This window comes from Rhizobium sp. SU303 (assembly GCF_021052345.1).
Classification (GTDB): Bacteria; Pseudomonadota; Alphaproteobacteria; order Rhizobiales; family Rhizobiaceae; genus Rhizobium; species Rhizobium laguerreae.
Genome location: NZ_CP088095.1, coordinates 4,289,197 through 4,309,153 on the forward strand (window position 1 = coordinate 4,289,197; position 19,957 = coordinate 4,309,153).

General features: G+C 61.2%; 17 protein-coding genes. 4 read left to right on the forward strand and 13 right to left on the reverse strand.

Going from position 1 to position 19,957, the window contains the following annotated elements; genetic code table 11:
* Positions 1–19: 19 nt before the first annotated feature.
* From RlegSU303_RS21145 to RlegSU303_RS21190, 10 genes are all read right to left on the reverse strand, one after another.
* Positions 20–904, reverse strand: a complete 885-nt coding sequence (locus RlegSU303_RS21145) for a F0F1 ATP synthase subunit gamma (RefSeq protein WP_131644488.1) — start codon at positions 902–904, stop codon at positions 20–22.
* 28 nt (positions 905–932) lie between these two features.
* Complete coding sequence (atpA, locus tag RlegSU303_RS21150) at positions 933–2,462, reverse strand: F0F1 ATP synthase subunit alpha (RefSeq protein ID WP_131619955.1); 1,530 nt, start codon at positions 2,460–2,462, stop codon at positions 933–935.
* The gene (locus RlegSU303_RS21155) at positions 2,462–3,028 is read right to left on the reverse strand and encodes a F0F1 ATP synthase subunit delta (RefSeq protein WP_179039208.1); all 567 of its coding nucleotides are present in this window, start codon (positions 3,026–3,028) and stop codon (positions 2,462–2,464) included. Before RlegSU303_RS21155 ends, atpA begins: the two co-directional genes overlap by 1 nt.
* A gap of 255 nt (positions 3,029–3,283) precedes the next feature.
* Positions 3,284–3,673: an AGROH133_08824 family phage infection protein gene (locus tag RlegSU303_RS21160; protein ID WP_094087239.1), complete on the reverse strand. Its 390-nt coding sequence runs from the start codon at positions 3,671–3,673 to the stop codon at positions 3,284–3,286.
* Between the two features lie 80 nt (positions 3,674–3,753).
* A complete protein-coding gene (locus tag RlegSU303_RS21165; protein ID WP_131719996.1) occupies positions 3,754–5,970 on the reverse strand; it encodes a primosomal protein N' in 2,217 nt (738 codons plus the stop codon).
* 106 nt (positions 5,971–6,076) lie between these two features.
* On the reverse strand, positions 6,077–6,967 hold the full coding sequence (locus RlegSU303_RS21170) for an ABC transporter ATP-binding protein (protein WP_131719995.1): 891 nt from the start codon (positions 6,965–6,967) through the stop codon (positions 6,077–6,079).
* Positions 6,964–7,998, reverse strand: coding sequence for an ABC transporter ATP-binding protein (locus tag RlegSU303_RS21175; protein ID WP_017962366.1), 1,035 nt, complete (start codon positions 7,996–7,998; stop codon positions 6,964–6,966). The genes RlegSU303_RS21170 and RlegSU303_RS21175 overlap by 4 nt, the downstream gene beginning before the upstream one ends.
* Before the next feature lie 4 nt (positions 7,999–8,002).
* Entirely contained in the window at positions 8,003–8,860 is an 858-nt protein-coding gene (locus tag RlegSU303_RS21180; protein WP_017962367.1) for an ABC transporter permease, read from the reverse strand.
* 6 nt (positions 8,861–8,866) lie between these two features.
* Positions 8,867–9,871 (reverse strand): ABC transporter permease, encoded by a 1,005-nt coding sequence (locus tag RlegSU303_RS21185; RefSeq protein ID WP_017962368.1) that lies wholly within the window; start codon positions 9,869–9,871, stop codon positions 8,867–8,869.
* A gap of 67 nt (positions 9,872–9,938) precedes the next feature.
* Complete coding sequence (locus tag RlegSU303_RS21190) at positions 9,939–11,840, reverse strand: ABC transporter substrate-binding protein (protein WP_131719994.1); 1,902 nt, start codon at positions 11,838–11,840, stop codon at positions 9,939–9,941.
* Between the two features lie 351 nt (positions 11,841–12,191).
* Here RlegSU303_RS21190 and RlegSU303_RS21195 point away from each other — a divergent pair, with 351 nt between their 5' ends.
* Positions 12,192–13,820, forward strand: a complete 1,629-nt coding sequence (locus RlegSU303_RS21195; protein ID WP_131719993.1) for a GH39 family glycosyl hydrolase — start codon at positions 12,192–12,194, stop codon at positions 13,818–13,820.
* A 55-nt stretch (positions 13,821–13,875) separates the two neighbouring features.
* Here RlegSU303_RS21195 and RlegSU303_RS21200 read toward each other — a convergent pair whose 3' ends face one another.
* Positions 13,876–14,547: a GntR family transcriptional regulator gene (locus RlegSU303_RS21200; protein ID WP_131719992.1), complete on the reverse strand. Its 672-nt coding sequence runs from the start codon at positions 14,545–14,547 to the stop codon at positions 13,876–13,878.
* A 132-nt stretch (positions 14,548–14,679) separates the two neighbouring features.
* Complete coding sequence (locus RlegSU303_RS21205) at positions 14,680–15,705, reverse strand: Gfo/Idh/MocA family protein (protein ID WP_131719991.1); 1,026 nt, start codon at positions 15,703–15,705, stop codon at positions 14,680–14,682.
* 240 nt (positions 15,706–15,945) lie between these two features.
* Here RlegSU303_RS21205 and RlegSU303_RS21210 point away from each other — a divergent pair, with 240 nt between their 5' ends.
* Genes RlegSU303_RS21210 through RlegSU303_RS21220 form a run of 3 tightly spaced genes read left to right on the forward strand, consistent with a single transcriptional unit; the run spans position 15,946 to position 19,474 of the window.
* Positions 15,946–17,658: an IlvD/Edd family dehydratase gene (locus RlegSU303_RS21210; protein WP_131719990.1), complete on the forward strand. Its 1,713-nt coding sequence runs from the start codon at positions 15,946–15,948 to the stop codon at positions 17,656–17,658.
* Positions 17,655–18,527: an amidohydrolase family protein gene (locus tag RlegSU303_RS21215; protein WP_131719989.1), complete on the forward strand. Its 873-nt coding sequence runs from the start codon at positions 17,655–17,657 to the stop codon at positions 18,525–18,527. The genes RlegSU303_RS21210 and RlegSU303_RS21215 overlap by 4 nt, the downstream gene beginning before the upstream one ends.
* A gap of 14 nt (positions 18,528–18,541) precedes the next feature.
* Entirely contained in the window at positions 18,542–19,474 is a 933-nt protein-coding gene (locus RlegSU303_RS21220) for a dihydrodipicolinate synthase family protein (protein ID WP_131719988.1), read from the forward strand.
* Here the strand turns inward: RlegSU303_RS21220 and RlegSU303_RS21225 are convergent.
* Positions 19,455–19,952, reverse strand: coding sequence for a GNAT family N-acetyltransferase (locus RlegSU303_RS21225; RefSeq protein ID WP_131719987.1), 498 nt, complete (start codon positions 19,950–19,952; stop codon positions 19,455–19,457). The genes RlegSU303_RS21220 and RlegSU303_RS21225 overlap by 20 nt on opposite strands.
* Positions 19,953–19,957: the final 5 nt, after the last annotated feature.

Consider the following 19,957-nt stretch of genomic DNA (forward strand, 5'->3'; position numbering starts at 1 on the left):
TGACCCTCTTTTCCTAGCCTCAGAGCGCTTCCGCGCCCGAAATGATTTCAATGAGTTCCTTGGTGATCTGCGCCTGACGCTGGCGGTTGTAGCTCAGCGTCAGCTTGTTGATCATCTCACCGGCATTACGCGTCGCATTGTCCATAGCGCTCATCTTGGCGCCCATCTCGCCTGCGACGTTCTCAAGGAGCGCGCGGAAGATCTGGACGGAGATGTTGCGCGGAATCAGATCTTCGAGGATCGATGCCGGATCCGGCTCGTATTCGTAGACGGCGCCTGCATGTGCGGTATCTTCGGTCTGCACAGCTCCCGTCGAAGCCGGGATGAGCTGCTGCGCCGTCGGGATCTGGCTGATCACCGACTTGAACTCGGAATAGAACAGCGTGCAGACGTCGAACTCGCCGGCAGCATACATCTCGATGATGCGCTTGCCGATCTGATCCGCATTCTCGAAGCCGACGCGCTTGACGTCGCGCAATTCCTTACGCTCGATGATGAGCGAGGCGAATTCGCGGCGAAGGATGTCGTGACCCTTCTTGCCGACGGTGAAGATCTTCACCGTCTTGCCTTCGGCAAGCAGCTTGCGGACATGTTCGCGTGCAAAGCGTGCGATCTGCGAATTGAAACCGCCGCAAAGACCACGTTCGGCCGAGCAGACCACCAGCAGATGGACCTTGTCCTGGCCGGTGCCGCTCATCAGCGTCGGCGCGCCGTCGGCATCGGTGACGGCCTTGGCGATGTTCGCCAGAACCGCACCCATGCGCTCCGAATAAGGCCGGGCGGCCTCGGCCGCCTCCTGCGCACGCCGAAGCTTCGCCGCGGCGACCATTTTCATCGCCTTGGTGATCTTCTGCGTCGCCTTGACGGAGGCGATCCGGTTTTTCAGATCCTTAAGTGAAGGCATCCGTGATCCGTCCTAACTTAGGGCCTGATTACGAGAAAGACTTTGCGAAGCTATCGAGAGCAGCGGTGAGCTTGCCCCTGGTATCGTCGCTGATTGCCTTTTCCGTGCGGATCGCGTCGAGGATGGCGGAGCCTTCCGAACGCAGATATGAGAGGAAGCCCTGCTCGAACTTGCCGACCGAAGCGACCGGCAGCTTGTCGAGATAGCCGTTGACGCCAGCAAAGATCACGGCGACCTGCTCTTCCGTCTTCAGCGGCGAGAACTGCGGCTGCTTCAGGAGTTCAGTCAGGCGTGCACCACGGTTCAGCAAGCGCTGCGTCGCAGCGTCGAGGTCCGAACCGAACTGGGCGAAGGCGGCCATTTCGCGATACTGCGCGAGTTCGCCCTTGATCGAGCCGGCAACCTGCTTCATCGCCTTGATCTGCGCCGACGAACCGACGCGGGAAACCGACAGACCGACGTTCACGGCCGGGCGGATACCCTGATAGAACAGGTCGGTTTCAAGGAAGATCTGGCCGTCGGTGATCGAGATGACGTTGGTCGGAATGAAGGCCGACACGTCGTTGCCCTGCGTTTCGATGACCGGCAGAGCGGTCAGCGAACCGGCGCCCATGTCGTCGTTCATCTTCGCAGCGCGCTCGAGCAGGCGCGAGTGGAGGTAGAAAACGTCGCCCGGATAGGCTTCGCGGCCCGGCGGGCGGCGCAGCAGCAGCGACATCTGGCGGTAGGACACGGCCTGCTTGGACAGGTCGTCGTAACCGATCAGCGCATGCATGCCATTGTCACGGAAATATTCGCCCATGGCGCAGCCGGCAAACGGTGCCAGGTACTGCATCGGCGCCGGATCGGAAGCGGTGGCGGCAACGATGATCGAATATTTCAGCGCGCCGCGCTCTTCGAGCACCTTGACGAACTGGGCGACGGTCGAACGCTTCTGGCCGATGGCGACGTAGACGCAGTAAAGCTTTTCGCCTTCCGGACCGTTGTCGTGAATGGCCTTCTGGTTGAGGAAGGCGTCGAGAAGGATCGCGGTCTTGCCGGTCTGGCGGTCACCGATAACCAGCTCGCGCTGGCCGCGGCCGACCGGGATCAGCGCGTCGATGGCCTTGAGGCCGGTCGACATCGGCTCATGAACCGACTTGCGCGGAATGATGCCAGGAGCCTTGACGTCGACGCGCGAACGGCGCGTCGCGTTGATCGGGCCCTTGCCGTCGATCGGATTGCCGAGCGCGTCGACGACGCGGCCGAGCAGTTCCGGACCGACCGGAACGTCAACGATGGCGCCGGTCCGCTTGACGATGTCGCCTTCCTTGATGTCGCGGTCGGAGCCGAAGATGACGACGCCGACATTGTCGGATTCGAGGTTCAGCGCCATACCGCGGATGCCGCCCGGGAACTCGACCATCTCACCGGCCTGGACATTGTCCAGACCATAGACACGAGCGATACCGTCACCGACGGAGAGAACCTGGCCGACTTCCGAGACTTCTGCCTCTTTGCCGAAATTTTTAATCTGGTCTTTGAGAATTGCGGAAATTTCCGCGGCGCGGATATCCATCAGCCAACCTCTTTCAATGCGAGCTTAAGGGTAGAGAGTTTGGTACGAAGAGACGTATCAATCTGACGGGACCCGACCTTCACGATTAGACCACCAAGAATTGACGGATCAACCGTGACTGATATCGTCACGTCTTTGCCGGTAACGCCCTTGAGTGCCACCTTCAATTCGGTTTCCTGCGCTTGCGAAAGCGCATGTGCCGAGGTGACCTCGGCGGAGATTTCACCGCGATGGTTCGCGGCGATGATGCGGAAGGCCTTGATCATGCCCGGCAGGGCGAACAGGCGGCGGTTGCGCGCCACGACCTTCAGGAAATTGGCGAAGAAACCGCTGATGCCGGCCTTCTCGCTGATGGCGACGATCGCCTTCAGCTGGTCTTCAGCGGAAAAAACCGGGCTTGCGACGAAACGCTTCAGATCGGCGCTCTCATCCAGCATCGCCTGGAAATGGTCAAGATCGGCGGTGACGCTGTCGACGACGCCCTGCTCGAGCGCCAGTTCGAAAAGCGACGAGGCATAGCGTTCTGCAACACCAGAAGTAAGCTGGGACGTGTCTGCCACTGGCACAAATTTCCCTGATTTCAACCCAAAATCCGGCTCTCGGCGGGCGCCGAACCTATGATCTTGAATTCGTTTTGATTTCCCCCAGAAATCACAAGAGAAGCCTCTTGCTTCTTCCGAAATTCGGGGTCCGTCTAACATAGGATGTTCGGACTCGCAACACGCGTAATGCCCGAATACGCCTTTCACATGAATTTCTGTCTGCAAAATCGCGCAATGGCCTGAAAGCAGGCCGAAGAAGCCGTCTGCCGGCAGCGAGAGTCACGTCTGGGTGAAGCCGAAAACGTAGAGCAGCGGTAGCGCGGCCAAAGCGATCTGCACAACCAGGAGTAAATAGTTGACGAGATTACTCCCCTTATCGGACAGGATCGAGATGACGCGGGCAAAGGCAGCCATCGCGAAGGAGGCGCCGAGCGCCATGTAGATCCAATCCTGGGCGAGCATGATCGCCGACAGCCCGAAACCGAGATAGAAACCGCCCATCGAGCGTCCCTCGCCGAAGCCTTCCGGCCGCCCCTCCTGCGCCTGCAGACCGAGAAGACGGAAAGTATGGCCCGGCGCGAACATCATGATGAAGCCGGCGAGCGCCGTGAAAGCAGCGGAGCAAAAGGCAAGCTGCTCGCCAAACTCGGTCGGAAAGTAAAACTCCATGCGTCAGCCCCAAATCACCCGGATGAATCAGTGTTTTATGGCATGCGCCGAAAAAGGAGGGAATGGCGGCCTTATTTGATTTAGAGAAAACTCTGCGGATCGATATCCAGCTGCACCTGCACCGATCCGCGCTCTTTGGGCGATTGCGACAGCATCGCCCGCAGGAACCCCTGCATGTCAGAGTTCCGCCGGCCGTGCACCAGAAGGCGGAAGCGGTGGCGGCCGCGCACCAGCGCAAGCGGCGCTTCGGCCGGACCGAGCACCGAGATTCCCGACACCTGCGGTGCGGCACTGCGTATGCCGCGCGCATGGTTTTCGGCGTCGTGGCGGGTTTCTGCCGAAACGATGATCGAGGCGAGCCTGCCAAAGGGCGGTAATAGGGCGCGTTCGCGTTCGGTGATCTCGCGCTCGTAGAAAGCGTCGGAATCGCCGGAAACAATTGCCTGCATGACAGGATGCTGCGGCTGATAGGTCTGCAGCAACCCATGGCTCTTGAGGCCGGTGCGCCCGGCCCGGCCCGTGACCTGCGACAAAAGCTGGAAGGTGCGCTCGGCCGCGCGCGGATCGCCATTGGCGAGGCCGAGATCGGCATCGACGATGCCGACCAGCGTCATCAGCGGAAAATTGTGGCCCTTGGCCACAAGCTGGGTGCCGATGACGATATCGGCTTCGCCCTTGGCGATCGCTTCCAGCTCCAGCCGCAGCCGCTTCACCCCGCCCATGATATCCGAGGAGAGAACGATCGTCCGCGCCTCCGGAAAATGCCGTTCCACCTCCTCGGCGATGCGCTCGACGCCTGGTCCGCAGGCGACGAGATGGTCGAGCGTGCCGCATTCCGGGCAGGCCTCCGGCGTGCGCTCGGCATGGCCGCATTGATGGCATTGCAGCTGCTTGCGGAAGCGATGCTCCACCAACCAGCTCGAACATTGCGGGCATTGAAACCGATGGCCGCAGACCCGGCAGAGCGTCAGCGGCGCATAACCGCGCCGATTGAGAAAGAGCAGCGCCTGTTCACGCTTTTCCACGGTTTTACCGATCGCCCGGATCAGCACCGGCGACAGGAAGCCGCCCCGCTCCGGCGCGTGCCTGCGCATATCGACCAGATGCAGGTCCGGCATCGCCGCATCGCCGAAACGCGTCGGCAGGTGGACGGTGCTGTAGCGCCCGCTCTGGCCGTTGACCTGGCTTTCAACCGACGGCGTCGCCGACACCAGGATAACGGGAAAATCGCCGATACGGCCGCGCACGACAGCCATATCGCGAGCATTGTAGAAGACGCGATCCTCTTGCTTGTAGGCGGGATCGTGTTCCTCGTCGACGATGATCAGGCCGAGATCCTCGAAGGGCAGGAAGAGCGCAGAGCGCGCGCCTGCCACGACGCGCACTTCGCCGGTCACCGCCTGGCGCCAGACCTTTTCGCGCATGCGCGGCGCAAGATCGGAATGCCATTCGGCCGGCTTTGCCCCGAAGCGGTCCTGGAAGCGCTCCATGAAACTGGCCGTCAGCGCGATCTCCGGCAGCAAGATCAGCACCTGCTTGCCGCGTTTCAGCGTCTCGGCAATCGCCTCGAAATAGACCTCGGTCTTGCCGGAGCCGGTTACCCCGTCGATCAGCGACACCGAAAATTCGCCCTTGCGGACATCGGAAACGATCTCTTCGGCCGCCTGCTTCTGCGGCCCTTCGAGACGTGCTGCCGCAAAATCCGGATCCGGCATCGCAACCACCGGCGGCGGCGGCAGGAATATCGCCTCAAAAATGCCGAGCGTGATCAGCCCGTCGACGACACTCGTCGAGACACCCGCCGCATGCGCAAGGCCGCTGCGTGTCCAGGAAAAGCCGTCGGAGGCCGTATCGAGCACCCGGGCGCGCGCCGGCGTCATCCGCTCCGGTTCGCCGCCGACGAGCTTCAATCCTTCCACCATCGGTTCCGGTTCGAAGGCGTTCGGCGCCCGTAGCGCCATGCGCGCGACGAGGCCGGGCGGCGAGAGCGTATAGGTCGCCACCCAATCGATGAAATCCCGCATCTCCCTGGCAAGCGGCGGGCAGTCGAAGACATGGCTGATCGGCCGAAGCTTCTTCGGATCGACGCCGTCCTCGCCGCCGTCCCAGACGACGCCGATCACCTGCCGCGGACCGAGCGGCACCTGCACGACCGAGCCGGGCTCGACCGCCATGCCATCCGGCACCGAATAGGAATAGGGTTTCGGCGCCGGCATCGGCACCAGCACGGGAACCGTTCGGTTCGCGGGCGGTGCCTCGAAAAGCGCGCCAAAGAGATCGGACGAATCTGTGCTCATCGCGCGAGACCATGCCCGCAAAACGATAGAATTGGAACCGCAAAGACGGAGCGACACGTTCCGGGTCGTCGCGACGATTTAAACAGTGACGGTCAGAAGTTGCACTTCACCTGGCAAGGCGGTCGCCACTGCCGGAAGTGGCTTCACTTGTCTCGGCGTTGCGTTGCCGCAGGCGCAGGATCGCCGATGCCTCGCGCGGATTGGGCGGCAGGACAGCGTTCTTCAACGCAATCGAATAGGCGTGTTTCGGATGTTCCAGCACGTCCCTGGCATCGCCGCTCTCCACCACCACCCCCTTGCGCATGATCACCACGCGGTCGGAAATGTAATAGGCCGTCGCAAGATCGTGGGTGATGTAGACGATCGAGACGTTGAGAGCATCACGCAGATCGCGGAAGAGATTGACGATCGACATGCGCAGCGATGCGTCGACCATCGAGACCGGCTCGTCCGCCACGATCAGCTTCGGCTCGGGTATCAGCGCACGGGCGACGGCGATGCGCTGCAATTGGCCGCCTGAAAGCTCGTGCGAGAAACGACCTTTTATCTCCGCCATCGACAGGCCGACGCGTTGGAGGGCAATGTCGGCAAGCGCCTCTTTCTCGGCGCGGCTCTTTGCTCCCTTGAAGCGATGGGCGGTGGCCAGCAGATACTCGTCGATCCGCGTCAGCGGATTGAAAGCTTCGAACGGATTTTGAAAGACCGGCTGGACCTTGGCCATGAAAGCCTCGCGATCTCTGCGGGAACGCATCGCCTTCACATCCGTACCGTCGAAATAAATGCGGCCCCGATCGGCCTTTTCGCTGCCGAGGATCATCTTCGCCAGCGTCGATTTTCCGGAGCCGGATTCGCCGACGATCGTGAATATCTCGGGCTTGTCGGCGCTGAGCGCAAAGCTGACATCATCGACCGCCTTCATCTTTTCGCGCGAGAAGAAACCGCCGATCGGAAAGAGCTTGGTGACATGGTCGAGTTCGAGAAGGAAATTACTGCTCATTGGATCTGATACTCCCCGGCACGGAAGCACGCGACCCGCCCTCCCGTGGCGCTCGGCAGCATGGCCGGCACTTCACGTGCGCATTTGTCGATCGCGATCGGACAGCGCGGATGGAAACGGCATCCCGAAGGCGGATCCGAAAGTGCCGGCGGCTTGCCCCTGAGGCTTTTCCGCGTCGAGACGTCGCCAATGCGCGGCAGGCTGCCGATCAGGTGGACGGTATAGGGATGCTGGGGATTGTCGAAGATCGCCTGCGTCGGCCCCTCCTCCGCCAGCCGTCCCGCATACATGATGGCCAGCCGGTCGGTGATGGCGGCATGCACCGACATGTCGTGGGTGACGAAGATGACCGAGGATTGCATGCGGGCCTGCACTTCCTTGATCAGCGCCAGAACGTCCTGCTGCACGAGCACGTCGAGCGCCGTCGTCGGCTCGTCGGCGATGATGAATTCCGGCTCGCAGACAGTGGCGAGAGCAATCGTCAGACGCTGGCGCATGCCGCCCGAAAGCTGGTGCGGGAAGGCTTCGAGCACATGCGGATCGAGATGCAGCCTGGCAAGATGCGCCTCGACGCGCGCCCGGAAGGCGGCGGGATCGAGGTTCATATGGCGGGAGGCGAAATCGGTGAAGGCGTGTTTGACCCTTCTGACCGGGTTCAGCACGTTCATCGAGCCCTGCATGATGTAGGAGAGGTGACGCCAGCGTGCCGCCTTCATCTTCGCCGGTTCGCCATAGACATCGATCGGACCGTCGGCAAAATTGAATTTCACCGTTCCGCCGACGACGCGCATCGGCGGGCGGATGGCGCCGGCAAGCGTCTTGATCAGCGATGTCTTGCCGCTCGAGGATTCGCCGGCAATACCGTAGATCTCGTTCCTGCGGATGGTCAGGCTGATATCGTCGACTGCACGGATCTCCCGCCGCACGCCGAAATAATCATTGACGTAATAGCATTTCAGCCCGTCGATCGTCAGTGCGTCCATGGCGTTTTCGGCAAGGGTCAAAGGCTGCGTCCTCATCAGGTTCTGCATTTCCTCAAGCTCCCATGCGGGCGAGCCGCGAGCGCGGATCGATATATTCGTTCACCGACATGGCGAGCATGAACAGGCCGAGGAACAGAATGACGACGAAGAGCATCGGAAAGGCGACCCACCACCATATGCCCGATACCATCGCGGAATGCGCATTGGCCCAGTAGATCATGCCGCCGATGGTCGGCCGGTTGATGTCGGAAAATCCGAGCACCGAGAGCGTTACCTCGAGACCGATCGCCCAGATCATGTTGTTCATCGTCGTGAAGAAGACGATCGGCATGACATAGGGCAGGTGTTCGCGGATGAGGATCTGCGGTGTGCGCATGCCCGAGAAGACCGCGTGCCGGGTGAATTCCCGCTGACGGAGAGACAGGGCGACGGAACGGATCAGACGGCTGTCATGCGTCCATCCGAGCAGCGCTGCGGTGATCGCCAGCATGAACCAGGTCATCTGGTCGCGGAGCACGAAGACCAGAAGCAGCAGGATCGGAATGTTCGGCAGTGCGCCGAGCGTATCGTTGACCGCCATGATGATCTGGTCGGTCCGGCCGCCGATATAGCCGGAGATCAGCCCGACGGCGATGGCGATGATGCGGCTGACGAAGGCGACGATGATGCCGAAGAACAGCGTATTGCGCATCGAGGCGGCGATCTGCCAGAAAACCTCCTGGCCACGCGAGGTGGTGCCGAGCCAGAATTCGGCCGAAGGCGGCATGTCGGGCGCAACCACATAGATGGCATTCTCGTCATAGGGCGAGAAAAACGACGCCGCGATCAGCGCCAGGATGATAGAGATCAGGATGGTTCCGAGCAGGAACTCCTTGTTGTAGCGCAGCAGGTCTCTGAGGACTTTGAACATCGCGGATTATCCCAGTTTCACGCGTGGATCGATCAGCGGATAGATGATGTCGATCACGAAGACCGCGGCGGCAACCGCGATGATGGCGATTGTGGTGACACCGAGCACGAGGCTGTAATCGCCGGAATAGATGCCGGAGATCAGAAGCTTGCCGATCCCGGGATAATTGAAGACGAACTCGACGATGACGGCGCCGCCGAAGACGTTGCCGAGACTGAGTGCCAGGCCCGTGACCTGCGGCAGCATGGCGTTGCGCGCCACATATTGCGAAAAGATGCTGCGCGAGCGCACGCCGCCAAGTTCGGCATAGACGACGTGGTCGTCGGTGACGATGTTGGAAACCAGCGAGCGCATCGAGATGAACCAGCCGCCGATGCCGACGAGCACGAGGGTCAGGGCCGGCAGGATGCCGTGTTCGACCACCGAGCTGATGAAGGCCCAGTTGAAACCCGGCGCGAGATTGACCTGGGCGCCGTCGCTGATCGGCAGGATCGGCCAGATGAAACCGAAGAGGATGACCAGGCTGAGACCGATGATGTAGGTCGGGATCGGCTGCAGCGCCATGATGACGATGCCGGCGACCTTCAGCAGCTTGCTGCTGCGGAAATAGCCGGCAAGCGCGCCGAGAAAATTGCCGATGATCCAGGAAATGATTGTTGCGAGCGTCAGAAGCCCGACCGTCCAGGGCAGCGCCCTGCCGATAACGGTCATCACGGGTGTCGGGAAAGACGAAAGCGACGGGCCGAAATCGCCGGTCAGAACACGGCCCCAGAAGGTGAAATACTGCTCCAGCAGCGGTCCGCCGGTTCCGTAGAGCTCGCGCAGAGATTCGCGAAGGATTTCGACGGCCTGCGGATCGGTGGAGCCGAAGCTCGTCAATAGCGATACGGTCTGCTCGATCGGATCGACCGGCGAAAAATGCGCGATCAGGAAGGCCAGCGTGATGCCGGTGAAGACCACGAAGAGAAATTGCAGAAAGCGTTTTGCCGCATAGATCAGAAAGCCGTTCATGACATCGACCCTTCAATAGCAGAACGGAAACAGCCGGCGGCCGGCTGTTTCCTTTGTTGTGCCTCGATCAAGGCTTCGGCGCATCCGGATTGGCCTTCAGCCCGACCACCATGTAGCGAATGTTCGACCAGTTCGGACCCGAGGCCGAATAGGGATTGTCGGCGCTCGGATAGTTGGTCCAGTAGGTCGTATCGAGCGGTGCGAACTTGTTGTAGGCCATCAGCGGGATCATCGGCATTTCCTCGACGGCAAGCTTCAGGAAGTCCTGGCCGAGCTTGGCGACATCGGGCGAATCGAAGGCGATCGATCGATTGCGCTCGATGAGCTGGTCGAGGCGCGGATCCTGCCAACGCTGCAGATTGCGCGGCGGCTGGATCTGCCCGACCGGCTTGATGAACTCCGAATGATAGCTGTCGAGGAAGAAGGAGAGGTCGGGATGACCGCCCCAGGTCTCGATGCTCCAGTAGATCGCCGTCTCGAAATCGCCGGTGCTGAGGCGCTGGCCATTGGTCGGGCCGGCGACATCGACCTTGGTCGCGATCCCGGCTTGCGACCATTGCTGGGCAATCACCGTGCCGGCGCGGGCAAGCGTCGGGATGGCATCGCCTTCCACCTGCAGGCGGATCGAAAAGGGCGTGCCGTCAGGCTTCACCCACTGGCGGCCGCTCTTCTTGAAGCCGGCCTTCTGCAGCAGCTCGGTCGCAGCCTCAACGTCCTTTTTCCACCAGCCGAAGCCGAAGGTGCGCTGCAGCTTGGCAGGATCGGTCGGGATCTGATCGGCCCATTGGCCGCGCACCATATTGGCGATCTGCGCCGAGATGTTCGGATCGTAGGGCTTGATCTTGCGGGATCCGGTGTCGAGCTCGAAATTCGTCAACCAGTCCTGCATCGGTGCATAATAATCGTCCGGGGCAGAACCCGTCGGCGGCGTGGCAAGGGCGGCGATATTGGCCGCGCCGCGGTAGGAGCCGAGCGCCACTTCACGGATATCGATCAGCAGAGCGAGAGCCCAGCGCACGTCCTTGTTGTCGAAGGGCGCCTTCTTCGTATTGAAGAGAACGGAAGGCAGCGTCGGGTCCGGATGCGCGAAAGGAAAGCCCTTCAGCCAGGAGGCTGTGGTCTTGCTGTCGCGCATGATCGAGAACATGCCCTCGGGCGCCATGTCGTTGATGACGTCGAGATTGTGGTTGCGTTGTTCGATGACGCGGGCCTCCGGATTGCCGGCCGCACGATAGACGACGTATTTGACCTCGGGCGGTTGTGCCGCAGCCAGGCCGATCGACGTGCGCTGCCAGTCGTCGCGCAGCTTCCAGATCGTCCAGTTGCCGCCCTTGTCATAGCTTTGCAGCTGGTAGGGCCCGAGTGAAACCGGCGGATTATTGTTGAAGGACAGCGGATCTGCGGTTTTCTCGAAGACGTGCTTCGGCATGATCCAGGCGGCATTCCAGCGCACCGTGAAAAGCGTATGGAAGCGCGAGTTCGGCTTCTTCAGATGGAAGACGACCGTCTGCGGATCCGGATTTTCGATGCTCGCGACATTGACGGTGAACGGTGCGCTCCAGGCCATGCCGGGATGATCGATCTGCGTCTGCACGGTATAGACCACGTCGTCACTGGTGAATTCGACGCCGTCGCTCCAGAAGATGCCCTTGCGCAATTTCACCGTCATCTCGGTGAAATCGGCGTTGTAGCTCGGCGGTTCGCTGGCCAGCGCATTCTGCCAGGCATCCTTGCCGCCCTCTGGATTGATGAACCACAGCGTATCGGTGGTCAGCTGCTGCAGGCCGTTGAGGTTTGCCGCCGCCCCGCCGCCCGGAGCCCAGAGGTTGAACCAGTCGGCATTCTGCTGCGGCGTACCCTGGATGATCAGCGTTTCATTGCGCGGTATGCCGGCAATGAAATCCTGCGCAAATGCCGGAAGGGCCACGAGCGACAATAAGGCAATGGCTGCATATTTACGGAACTTCATCGGATGTTCCTCCTCCTCAACTCGCCGCGGCGAGCACTTCCCGTAATCAATTGACGATGGCGTCCAGCGAACCCCTGCCTGCACGTGCCGCAGGGACACATGCACTCCTCGGCGGCGGGCGAACTCACGCCGTAGTTATCGACAATTTTTTGAGAAACGGCAACTGATAATTTTGAAGACTATAAAAAATAGCGCATTTTCAGGCGTTTTTGACGCATGGCAGCGACGTGCGTTTTTATATTATTGACAAAGAGAGCATTTGGCTTAGCTTTTGCGGCGAGCGCGGCGCCCTCCCAAGAGGCCGCACTTCATCACCAGATAGGTCGGCTGCTTTCGGGAGGAGGCTTTGGCATGACCGTTCAAGAGGACACCAGGATGAGCAGCCCCTATGACGTGACAATCTCCGTTCACGCCAACCGGCCGACCGGCAAATACGAACCCTTATGGAACTGGTTCGGATACGACGAACCGAACTACACTTATTCCCCACATGGCAGGAAATTGCTCAAGGAGCTTACAGAGCTCAGCCCGGAGCCGCCCCGCATCCGCGCGCACAATCTTCTGACCAGCGGCGACGGCCTGCCCGCGCTCAAATGGGGTTCGACCAATGCCTATACCGAGGATGCGAGCGGCAATCCGGTCTATGATTGGACGATCATCGACAAGATTTTCGACACCTATGTCGAAGCTGGCAATATTCCGCTGATTCAGATCGGCTTCACGCCAGAAGCACTCTCCGATTTCGACGGTCCCTATCGCCACCGATGGGAACCGGCCGACAAATATGCAACGATCACCACCGGCTGGACGGCCCCGCCGACGGACCTGAAGAAATGGGGCGACCTGATCGAAGCTTGGGCGCGCCATCTGGCCGAGAGATATGGTGAGGACATCGTTTCAAGCTGGCCGTGGGAAGTGTGGAACGAGCCGGACGGCCACTACTGGACCGGTACCATCCCGCAATTTTGCGAGATGTATGACGTCAGCGCCAAGGCCTTGAAGCGCGCGCTTCCGAAGGCCCGCGTCGGCGGGCCGCACACCTGCGGCGCCTTTGCCAACGAAAAAGCCCAGACCTTTCTGCGCGCCTTCCTCAAGCATGTGGTCGACAACAAGTCGCCGATCGATTTCCTCGCCTTCCACGCCAAGGGCAATCCGGTGATCTACGAGGGTCACGTGCGGATGGGCCTGCACAAGCAGCTCCGCGACATCGAGACGAACCTTGCCATCATCAATGAGTTTCCGGAACTCCGCCACCTGCCCGTGGTGATCGGCGAATCCGATCCGGAAGGCTGTGCTGCCTGCTCCGCACGCGTCCATCCGCAGAACGGCTATCGCAACGGCCCGCTCTACGGCGTCTATGTCGTCGAGAGCATGATCCGCACCTATGAGCTCGCAAGACGCGCCAACATCCATATCGAAGGCGCGGTCACCTGGGCCTTCCTCTTCGACGACCAGCCCTATTTCGACGGCTTCCGCGATCTTGCCACCAATGGCGTCGACAAGGCTGTTCTCAACGGCTTCCGCATGCTCGGCAAACTCGGCGGCGAATGGCTGGAATCGGAAAGCGATTATCGCCGTGATATCGAAGATATCATGAGCCATGGCGTTCGCGGCAAGCCCGATGTCAATGTCGTGGCGACCCGCGACGACAAGGGCGTTTCCATTCTCGTCTGGCATTACCACGACGATGATGAAGCCGGGCCGTCCGCCGACATCACGGTCAATCTCGACGGCTGGGGCGACAAGTCCGCCTCGCTCAGGCATTTCAGGATGGACGAGGAGCATTCCAATGCCTTCGGCGTCTGGAAGACGATGAGAAAGCCGCAGAATCCGGCAGGCGAAGACTATGCCAGGCTGGAAGCCTCGGGAAAGCTCGCCGAGATTGACGGTGAGGCATCCGTCAAGGTCGACGACGGCAAGATCGCGTTCAAGGTCTCCCTACCGCGTCAGGGCGTGTCTCTCCTGCGCCTCGATTGGTGAGCCGGTAGGCGAAGGGAGCGCAATCGAAAGTTTGCGCTCCCTTTCAAACGACCGGTCAATTCTCGCTGACATAGGCAAGATAACGTTTCTTGCTCGGCTGCAGATGGTCGACGCAGAGCTGGGCGAGAACCCAGTTATCCCCACCACGCAGCATCTCGATCATCAGCCGGTGGTGCTCGTGCGAGATGCGCAGCGATTCCTTGCTCGACATTGAATTGGCACGCACCGGCAGGCTGAGCCGCATATAGAGCTCGATCGATTGCACCAGATGCGCATTGCCGCAGGCGCCGAAGAGCGTCAGGTGGAATTTGTCATTGGCCTCGTGCACACCCCTGAGATAGCCGGATTCGATGTGGCGGCCATGCTCCTCGTGTAGCGCCAGCAGCTCCTCGATCAATGCCTCTGGCGCCGGCAGCCTTATCCACAGCGCTGCCTGCCGTTGCAACAATTCCCGAACGTCGTAAATTTCCTGGACTTGGCGAGCCGTCAGCGAACGGACCGTCGCCCCCTTGTTGCGCTCCCGAACGACGATGCCCATCGTCTCGAGCTGCACGATCGCCTGCCGGGCGAAATGGCGCGTGACATGAAAGCGGGCAAGGAGCGTGTCTTCGGTCAGACGGGTTCCGGGCGCAAGCCGCCCGAAAATGATGTCTTCCTCCAGCGCGCGGGCAATACTTAAATCATCATGCTCGATGCCGTCTTCGCGGCTTTCGTTGAGCGTCTGCAAATGTCATCTCCTCTGAAGCATAACCCCGAAAATCGAAGTCGATTTTCGGAAAAGGATTATGCGCCAATTTAATGTGGTAGAGCGTCCTTAGCGCGTCCTGTCGGACGCGCGGCGCTCTAACGGCGGGCCATGTTACAGTGGATTGCGTTCCGGGTCGAACCGGCTCAGGCGATAGATATCCTCGACGAGAGCAAGCGTTTTGATGTTATCGCCCGGCGATGTCTCCATCGCGACCTTTCCATCGAGGCTGTCGAGGAAATGCGCAATGGTCGCGTCATAGGCGCCTTGGTAGGTCTCGTCAGGATCGAAGCTTTCCCGGCGCTGCTGCGCACCCTCGGCCGAGAGCAGATTGCCGTTAAGTTCGAGCGTACCGCGCGTACCGAAGATGCGGAGGTGATCGCGCGGCGACGGCGGCGCGCCATGCGCGGCGAGATTGGCGTTGACGATCACGAGAACGCCGTCGCTCGTCCGGCGCAGGACGACGCTTGCGACATCTTCCGCGACGATATCGCGATTGCTCCTCTCAAGCCGGGCACTGACCACCTCCAACTCGCCCAGAAGATATCTCAGCGTATCGAGATGATGGATCATGACCTCCATGACCAGCAATCGCTGCTGCGTCCGGAAGAACGGCTGGCGCACCAGCGCCGGTCTCTTTCCCTCCGCATCCGCGATCATGCCGCTGGACAGGAATTCGAACTGCACCTGGCGGATCTCGCCGGCAAGCCCCTCGTCGAGCCACGCCTTCAGCCGTCGATAATAAGCGCGGAACCGCCAGTTCTCATGGGTCATCAGCTTGCCCCTGCCGGAAAGGCTTGCCAGCAGATCGACCGCCTCGCCGTAGGAGGGTGCCAGCGGCTTCTGGCAGATGATGTCGAGATCCTTTGCTGCCGCCAGCCGGACCAGTTCGACATGGAATTCCCGCGGCGCGCAGATATCAACGGCATCGAGCTGCTCGGCATCCAGCATCGCCTGCACGCTCGCATAGTTGCGCGCGATATCGAAGGCGGCAAGCCGGGCTTCGATGGCGCTCGCCGACGGATCGGCAATCGCCACGACCTCGGCTCTTTCCGATTGCCGCATCCATGCAGGCAGATGGTAGGCACTGACCCAGCCGGCACCGATAATGCCGATACGCCGCCGTTCCGTTCCCATCATGGCGCCTCCTCTGTATTCAATCCCATTTTATCAATAATCTATCCTGCTTCCTCGCAAAAGCCAATCATCTGATTGTCGAACGAAAGCACGAATTTCGGAGATTTTCATTATATTTTATGGCGATCGCCGAGGAAATCCAAAAATACGATACAGTGGCGCCATCTTATTTATTGACAATCTTCCGTATCCCTCTACCCTGACGCCACGGCCATGGATCAATTTGGCGAGGGAGGAACAGGTTTGTCGAACGGTCTTCGCCGCAAGCTGACGAGTTATGGCGATCAGGGATTCTCCCTTTTCCTGCGCAAAGCATTCATCAAGGCCATGGGTTATTCGGACGATGCGCTCGACCGTCCGATCGTAGGCATCGCCAATACCTACAGTGATTTCAATCCCTGTCACGGCAATGTGCCGCAACTCATCGAGGCAACCAAACGCGGCGTGATGCTGGCGGGTGCGATGCCCATGGTGTTTCCGACGATCTCGATCCACGAGAGTTTTGCCTCGCCAACCTCGATGTATCTGCGCAATCTGATGGCGATGGAAACGGAAGAGATGATCCGCGCCCAGCCGATGGATGCCGTCGTCCTGATCGGCGGCTGCGACAAGACCCTGCCGGCCCAGATCATGGCGGCCGCCAGCAGCGAGATACCGGCGATCTTCCTGCCGACCGGCCCGATGGCCGTCGGCCACCACAAGGGCGAACGGCTCGGCGCCTGTACGGATTGCCGCCGTTTCTGGGGACGCTTTCGCGCCGGAGAGATCGACGAGGCCGAGATCGCCGAGGTCAACAACAAGCTGGCCAGCTCGATCGGCACCTGCACGGTGATGGGCACGGCGAGCACCATGGCGAACCTGACCGAAGTCATGGGTCTCTGCCTTCCCCGCGCCGGTTCGGCGCCCGCCGTCGAATCCGAACGGGTTCGCCTTGCCGAGGAGACGGGCCGCATCGCCGCGCGTCTCGCCATGGATGAGACCGCCCCGACGGTGCGCGATATCCTGACGCCGCAGGCAATCCGCAACGGTCTCGTCGCGCTGCAGGCGATGGGCGGCTCGACCAACGCCGTCGTCCATCTTGCCGCAATCACCGGCCGCCTCGGCCTGCGCCTCGACATGGCCGAACTCGATCGGCTGGGCCGAAGCATTCCCCTGCTCGTCGACCTGCAGCCCTCCGGCCAGCATTATATGGAGCAGTTCCACGAGGCGGGCGGCGTCCCGGCTCTGCTGAAGGCGGTGCGCCATGAAATCGACGGCAGCGCCCCGACGGTCTACGGCAGGACGATCGGCGAAATCATCGACGCCGTCGTCGACGAACCGGGCCAGACCATCATCCGCACCGTCGAGAAACCGTTGAAGCCGATCGGAACGATCGCCGTCCTGTACGGCAATCTTGCGCCGCGCGGCGCCGTCATCAAACAATCGGCTGCCTCCAAGGAACTGCTCCAGCATATCGGCCGCGCCGTGGTCTTCGATTCCGTCGAGGATATGACGCTGCGCATCGACAGCGACGATCTCGACGTCCATGCCGATGACGTTCTGGTTCTGCGCAATGCCGGACCGAAGGGCGCGCCCGGCATGCCGGAAGCCGGCTATCTACCCATTCCCCGCAAGCTCGCGCGGCAGGGCGTGAAGGACATGGTGCGGATTTCCGACGCCCGCATGAGCGGCACGGCCTTCGGCACGATCATCCTCCATATCGCGCCTGAGGCAGCCGATGGCGGCCCTCTGGCCATCGTCCGCACCGGCGATCGCATTCGCCTCGACGTCGAGGGCCGGCGCATCGACCTCGATATCGACCAGGCGGAATTCGATCGCCGCATGCTTGATGTCGTCAATCGGCCTTCCCCTGCGCCGTCGCGCGGCTATGCGAAGCTCTATCAGGAGCGCGTGCTCCAGGCCGACGAAGGCGCCGACTTCGACTTCCTGCAAAGCGAGGAGCTCGACGCGCGATGAGCGCCGCTGATATGGAGGCACCGCTTTGCTTGCCCCGCCGGCCGCTGACGCGGCTGCCGCGGGCGGCACTGCCGCAAGGCACGGTCGATACGCATTTCCACGTCTTTCGCGCCGGCGCTCCGCTCAATACCCCACGCAGCTACACGCCTGACATCGCGACGATCGCCGACTGGATCGAATTCTCCGGCAGCCTCGGCATCGCCGGGGGCGTAATGGTGCAGCCAAGCGTCTATGGCCTCGACAACAGGGTGCTGCTCGATGCGCTGGCCGCCTATCCAGATCGTCTGCGCGGCATCGTCGTCATCGATCCCGAAACCGCTAAGACCGAGATAGAGCGGCTCGACCGGCTCGGCGTCCGCGGCGTGCGGATCAATACGCGCAACAAGGGCGGCCTCCCGCTCGCCGCCACCAGGACACTGGCGGAAAGCATTGCCCCTCTCGGCTGGTCGCTGCAATTGCAGATCAATCCCGAACAACTTTCCGATATTGCGGCAACGCTGTCCGGCATCCGCCTGCCCATCGTCATCGACCATCTCGGCTTCATTCCGCTTGCCAGAGAGACGAGATCATTGCATGTCGATGCCCTGAAAAGACTGATGGACAGAGCCGAGGCCTACGTCAAAGTAACCGCGCCCTATCGCCTGACGAAGGACGTGAATTACGACGGTTTTGCCGAGGTCGGCCAAGCCCTTGCCGCCAGCCATGCGGAAAGGCTGCTCTGGGGCAGCGATTGGCCGCACACCGAATTGTGGGACGGCATGCCCGATGACGCTGAGCTGATAGAGACCATGCAGGCCGCCATCGACGACCCCACGATTGCCGAAAAGATTTTTGTTCGAAATGCCGAAGCGCTGTTCTTCGGCCGCTGAATTGGAGAGCACCAATGGCCAGACTGACTGAAGATGCCAAGGGCGTCTATGTGATCGCCGTAACCCCCTTCACCGATGACGGCGCCCTCGATCTCGCCAGTATCGACAGCATGGTCGATTTCTATGAGGGTGCCGGCGTCACCGGCCTGACGGTGCTTGGTCAGCTCGGCGAGGCTCCGAAGCTGACCGCCGAGGAATCGCGGACAGTCGTCGAACGGGTGTTGAAGCGCCTCGACGGGCGCCTTCCCGTCGTCGTCGGCGTTTCGGCGCCAGGGCTTGCGCCGATGAGCGAACTCGCCGAAGCCGTCATGGGTCAGGGTGCCGCCGGCGTCATGGTCGCGCCACCCTGGACCGTCAAGACCGACGATCAGGCCTTCGCCTTCTACCAGTCGGTCGGCGAGGCCCTCGGCGATAAGCCCTTCGTGCTGCAGGATTATCCGCTCACCACCAACGTGACGATCGCGCCCAAGGTCATCGAGCGCATCGTCAACGAGGTGCCGAACTGCGTCATGCTCAAACATGAAGATTGGCCGGGTCTTTCGAAAATCTCAGCACTTCGCGCCGCCAGCGACAGGGGCGCCATGCGGCGTATCTCGATCCTCTGCGGCAATGGCGGGCTTTTCCTGCCCGAAGAGATGGGCCGCGGCGCCGATGGCGCCATGACCGGTTTTTGTTATCCCGAGATGATGGTTGGTGTCGTCGAGGCCTATGCAGCCGGAAATCCCGATCGCGCCCATGCGATCTTCGATGCCTATCTGCCGCTCGCCCGCTACGAACAGCAGCAGGGCATCGGCCTTGCCTCGCGCAAATATGTGCTCGCCAAGCGCGGCGTGATCAAGTCCGCCACCCTGCGCAAGCCGGGCGCCAAGCTCTCGACACTGGATATTGCCGATGTCGAGCGCTTGCTGGCGCGCCAGGCCATCCGCCTCAAGGAGATCGGTGCGTAACGCACCGGCGCAAATCCGAAGCCGCTGGATCATCGCTATGGTGCTGCAACGCGAGCAGATGCGTATGTCCATCTCGTCCGTGGGGCTGAAAACCGAGCGACTCCCAGAACCTCGCCGCACCATCATTTCCCGCATGCACGGTGACGACGATGCAGAAGGAACGCGCATGGTCGAGCAGAGCCAGGGCAAGCATCCGGCCGATGCCGCGCCCGCGCATTGCGGGACGAATGTAGAAACGCCGCATCCGCAGCGCCCCTGACATGGCCGTTTCGACAGTCATGCCGCCGATGCCGGCGAGCGCGTCATCGACATAAGCGCCAAGCAGCGTTTCACCGTGATGTTCGAACCTGTTATCGCCGGCCGACCATTCGTCGATAAGGCGGGCGACATGGCGATGGCCCTCCCGCCGGGCCTCGCTTTCAAGATCTGCGATCTCCTGCGGCAATCGATCGCGGAGCCGGCGGATATCGATCGTCATGGCAA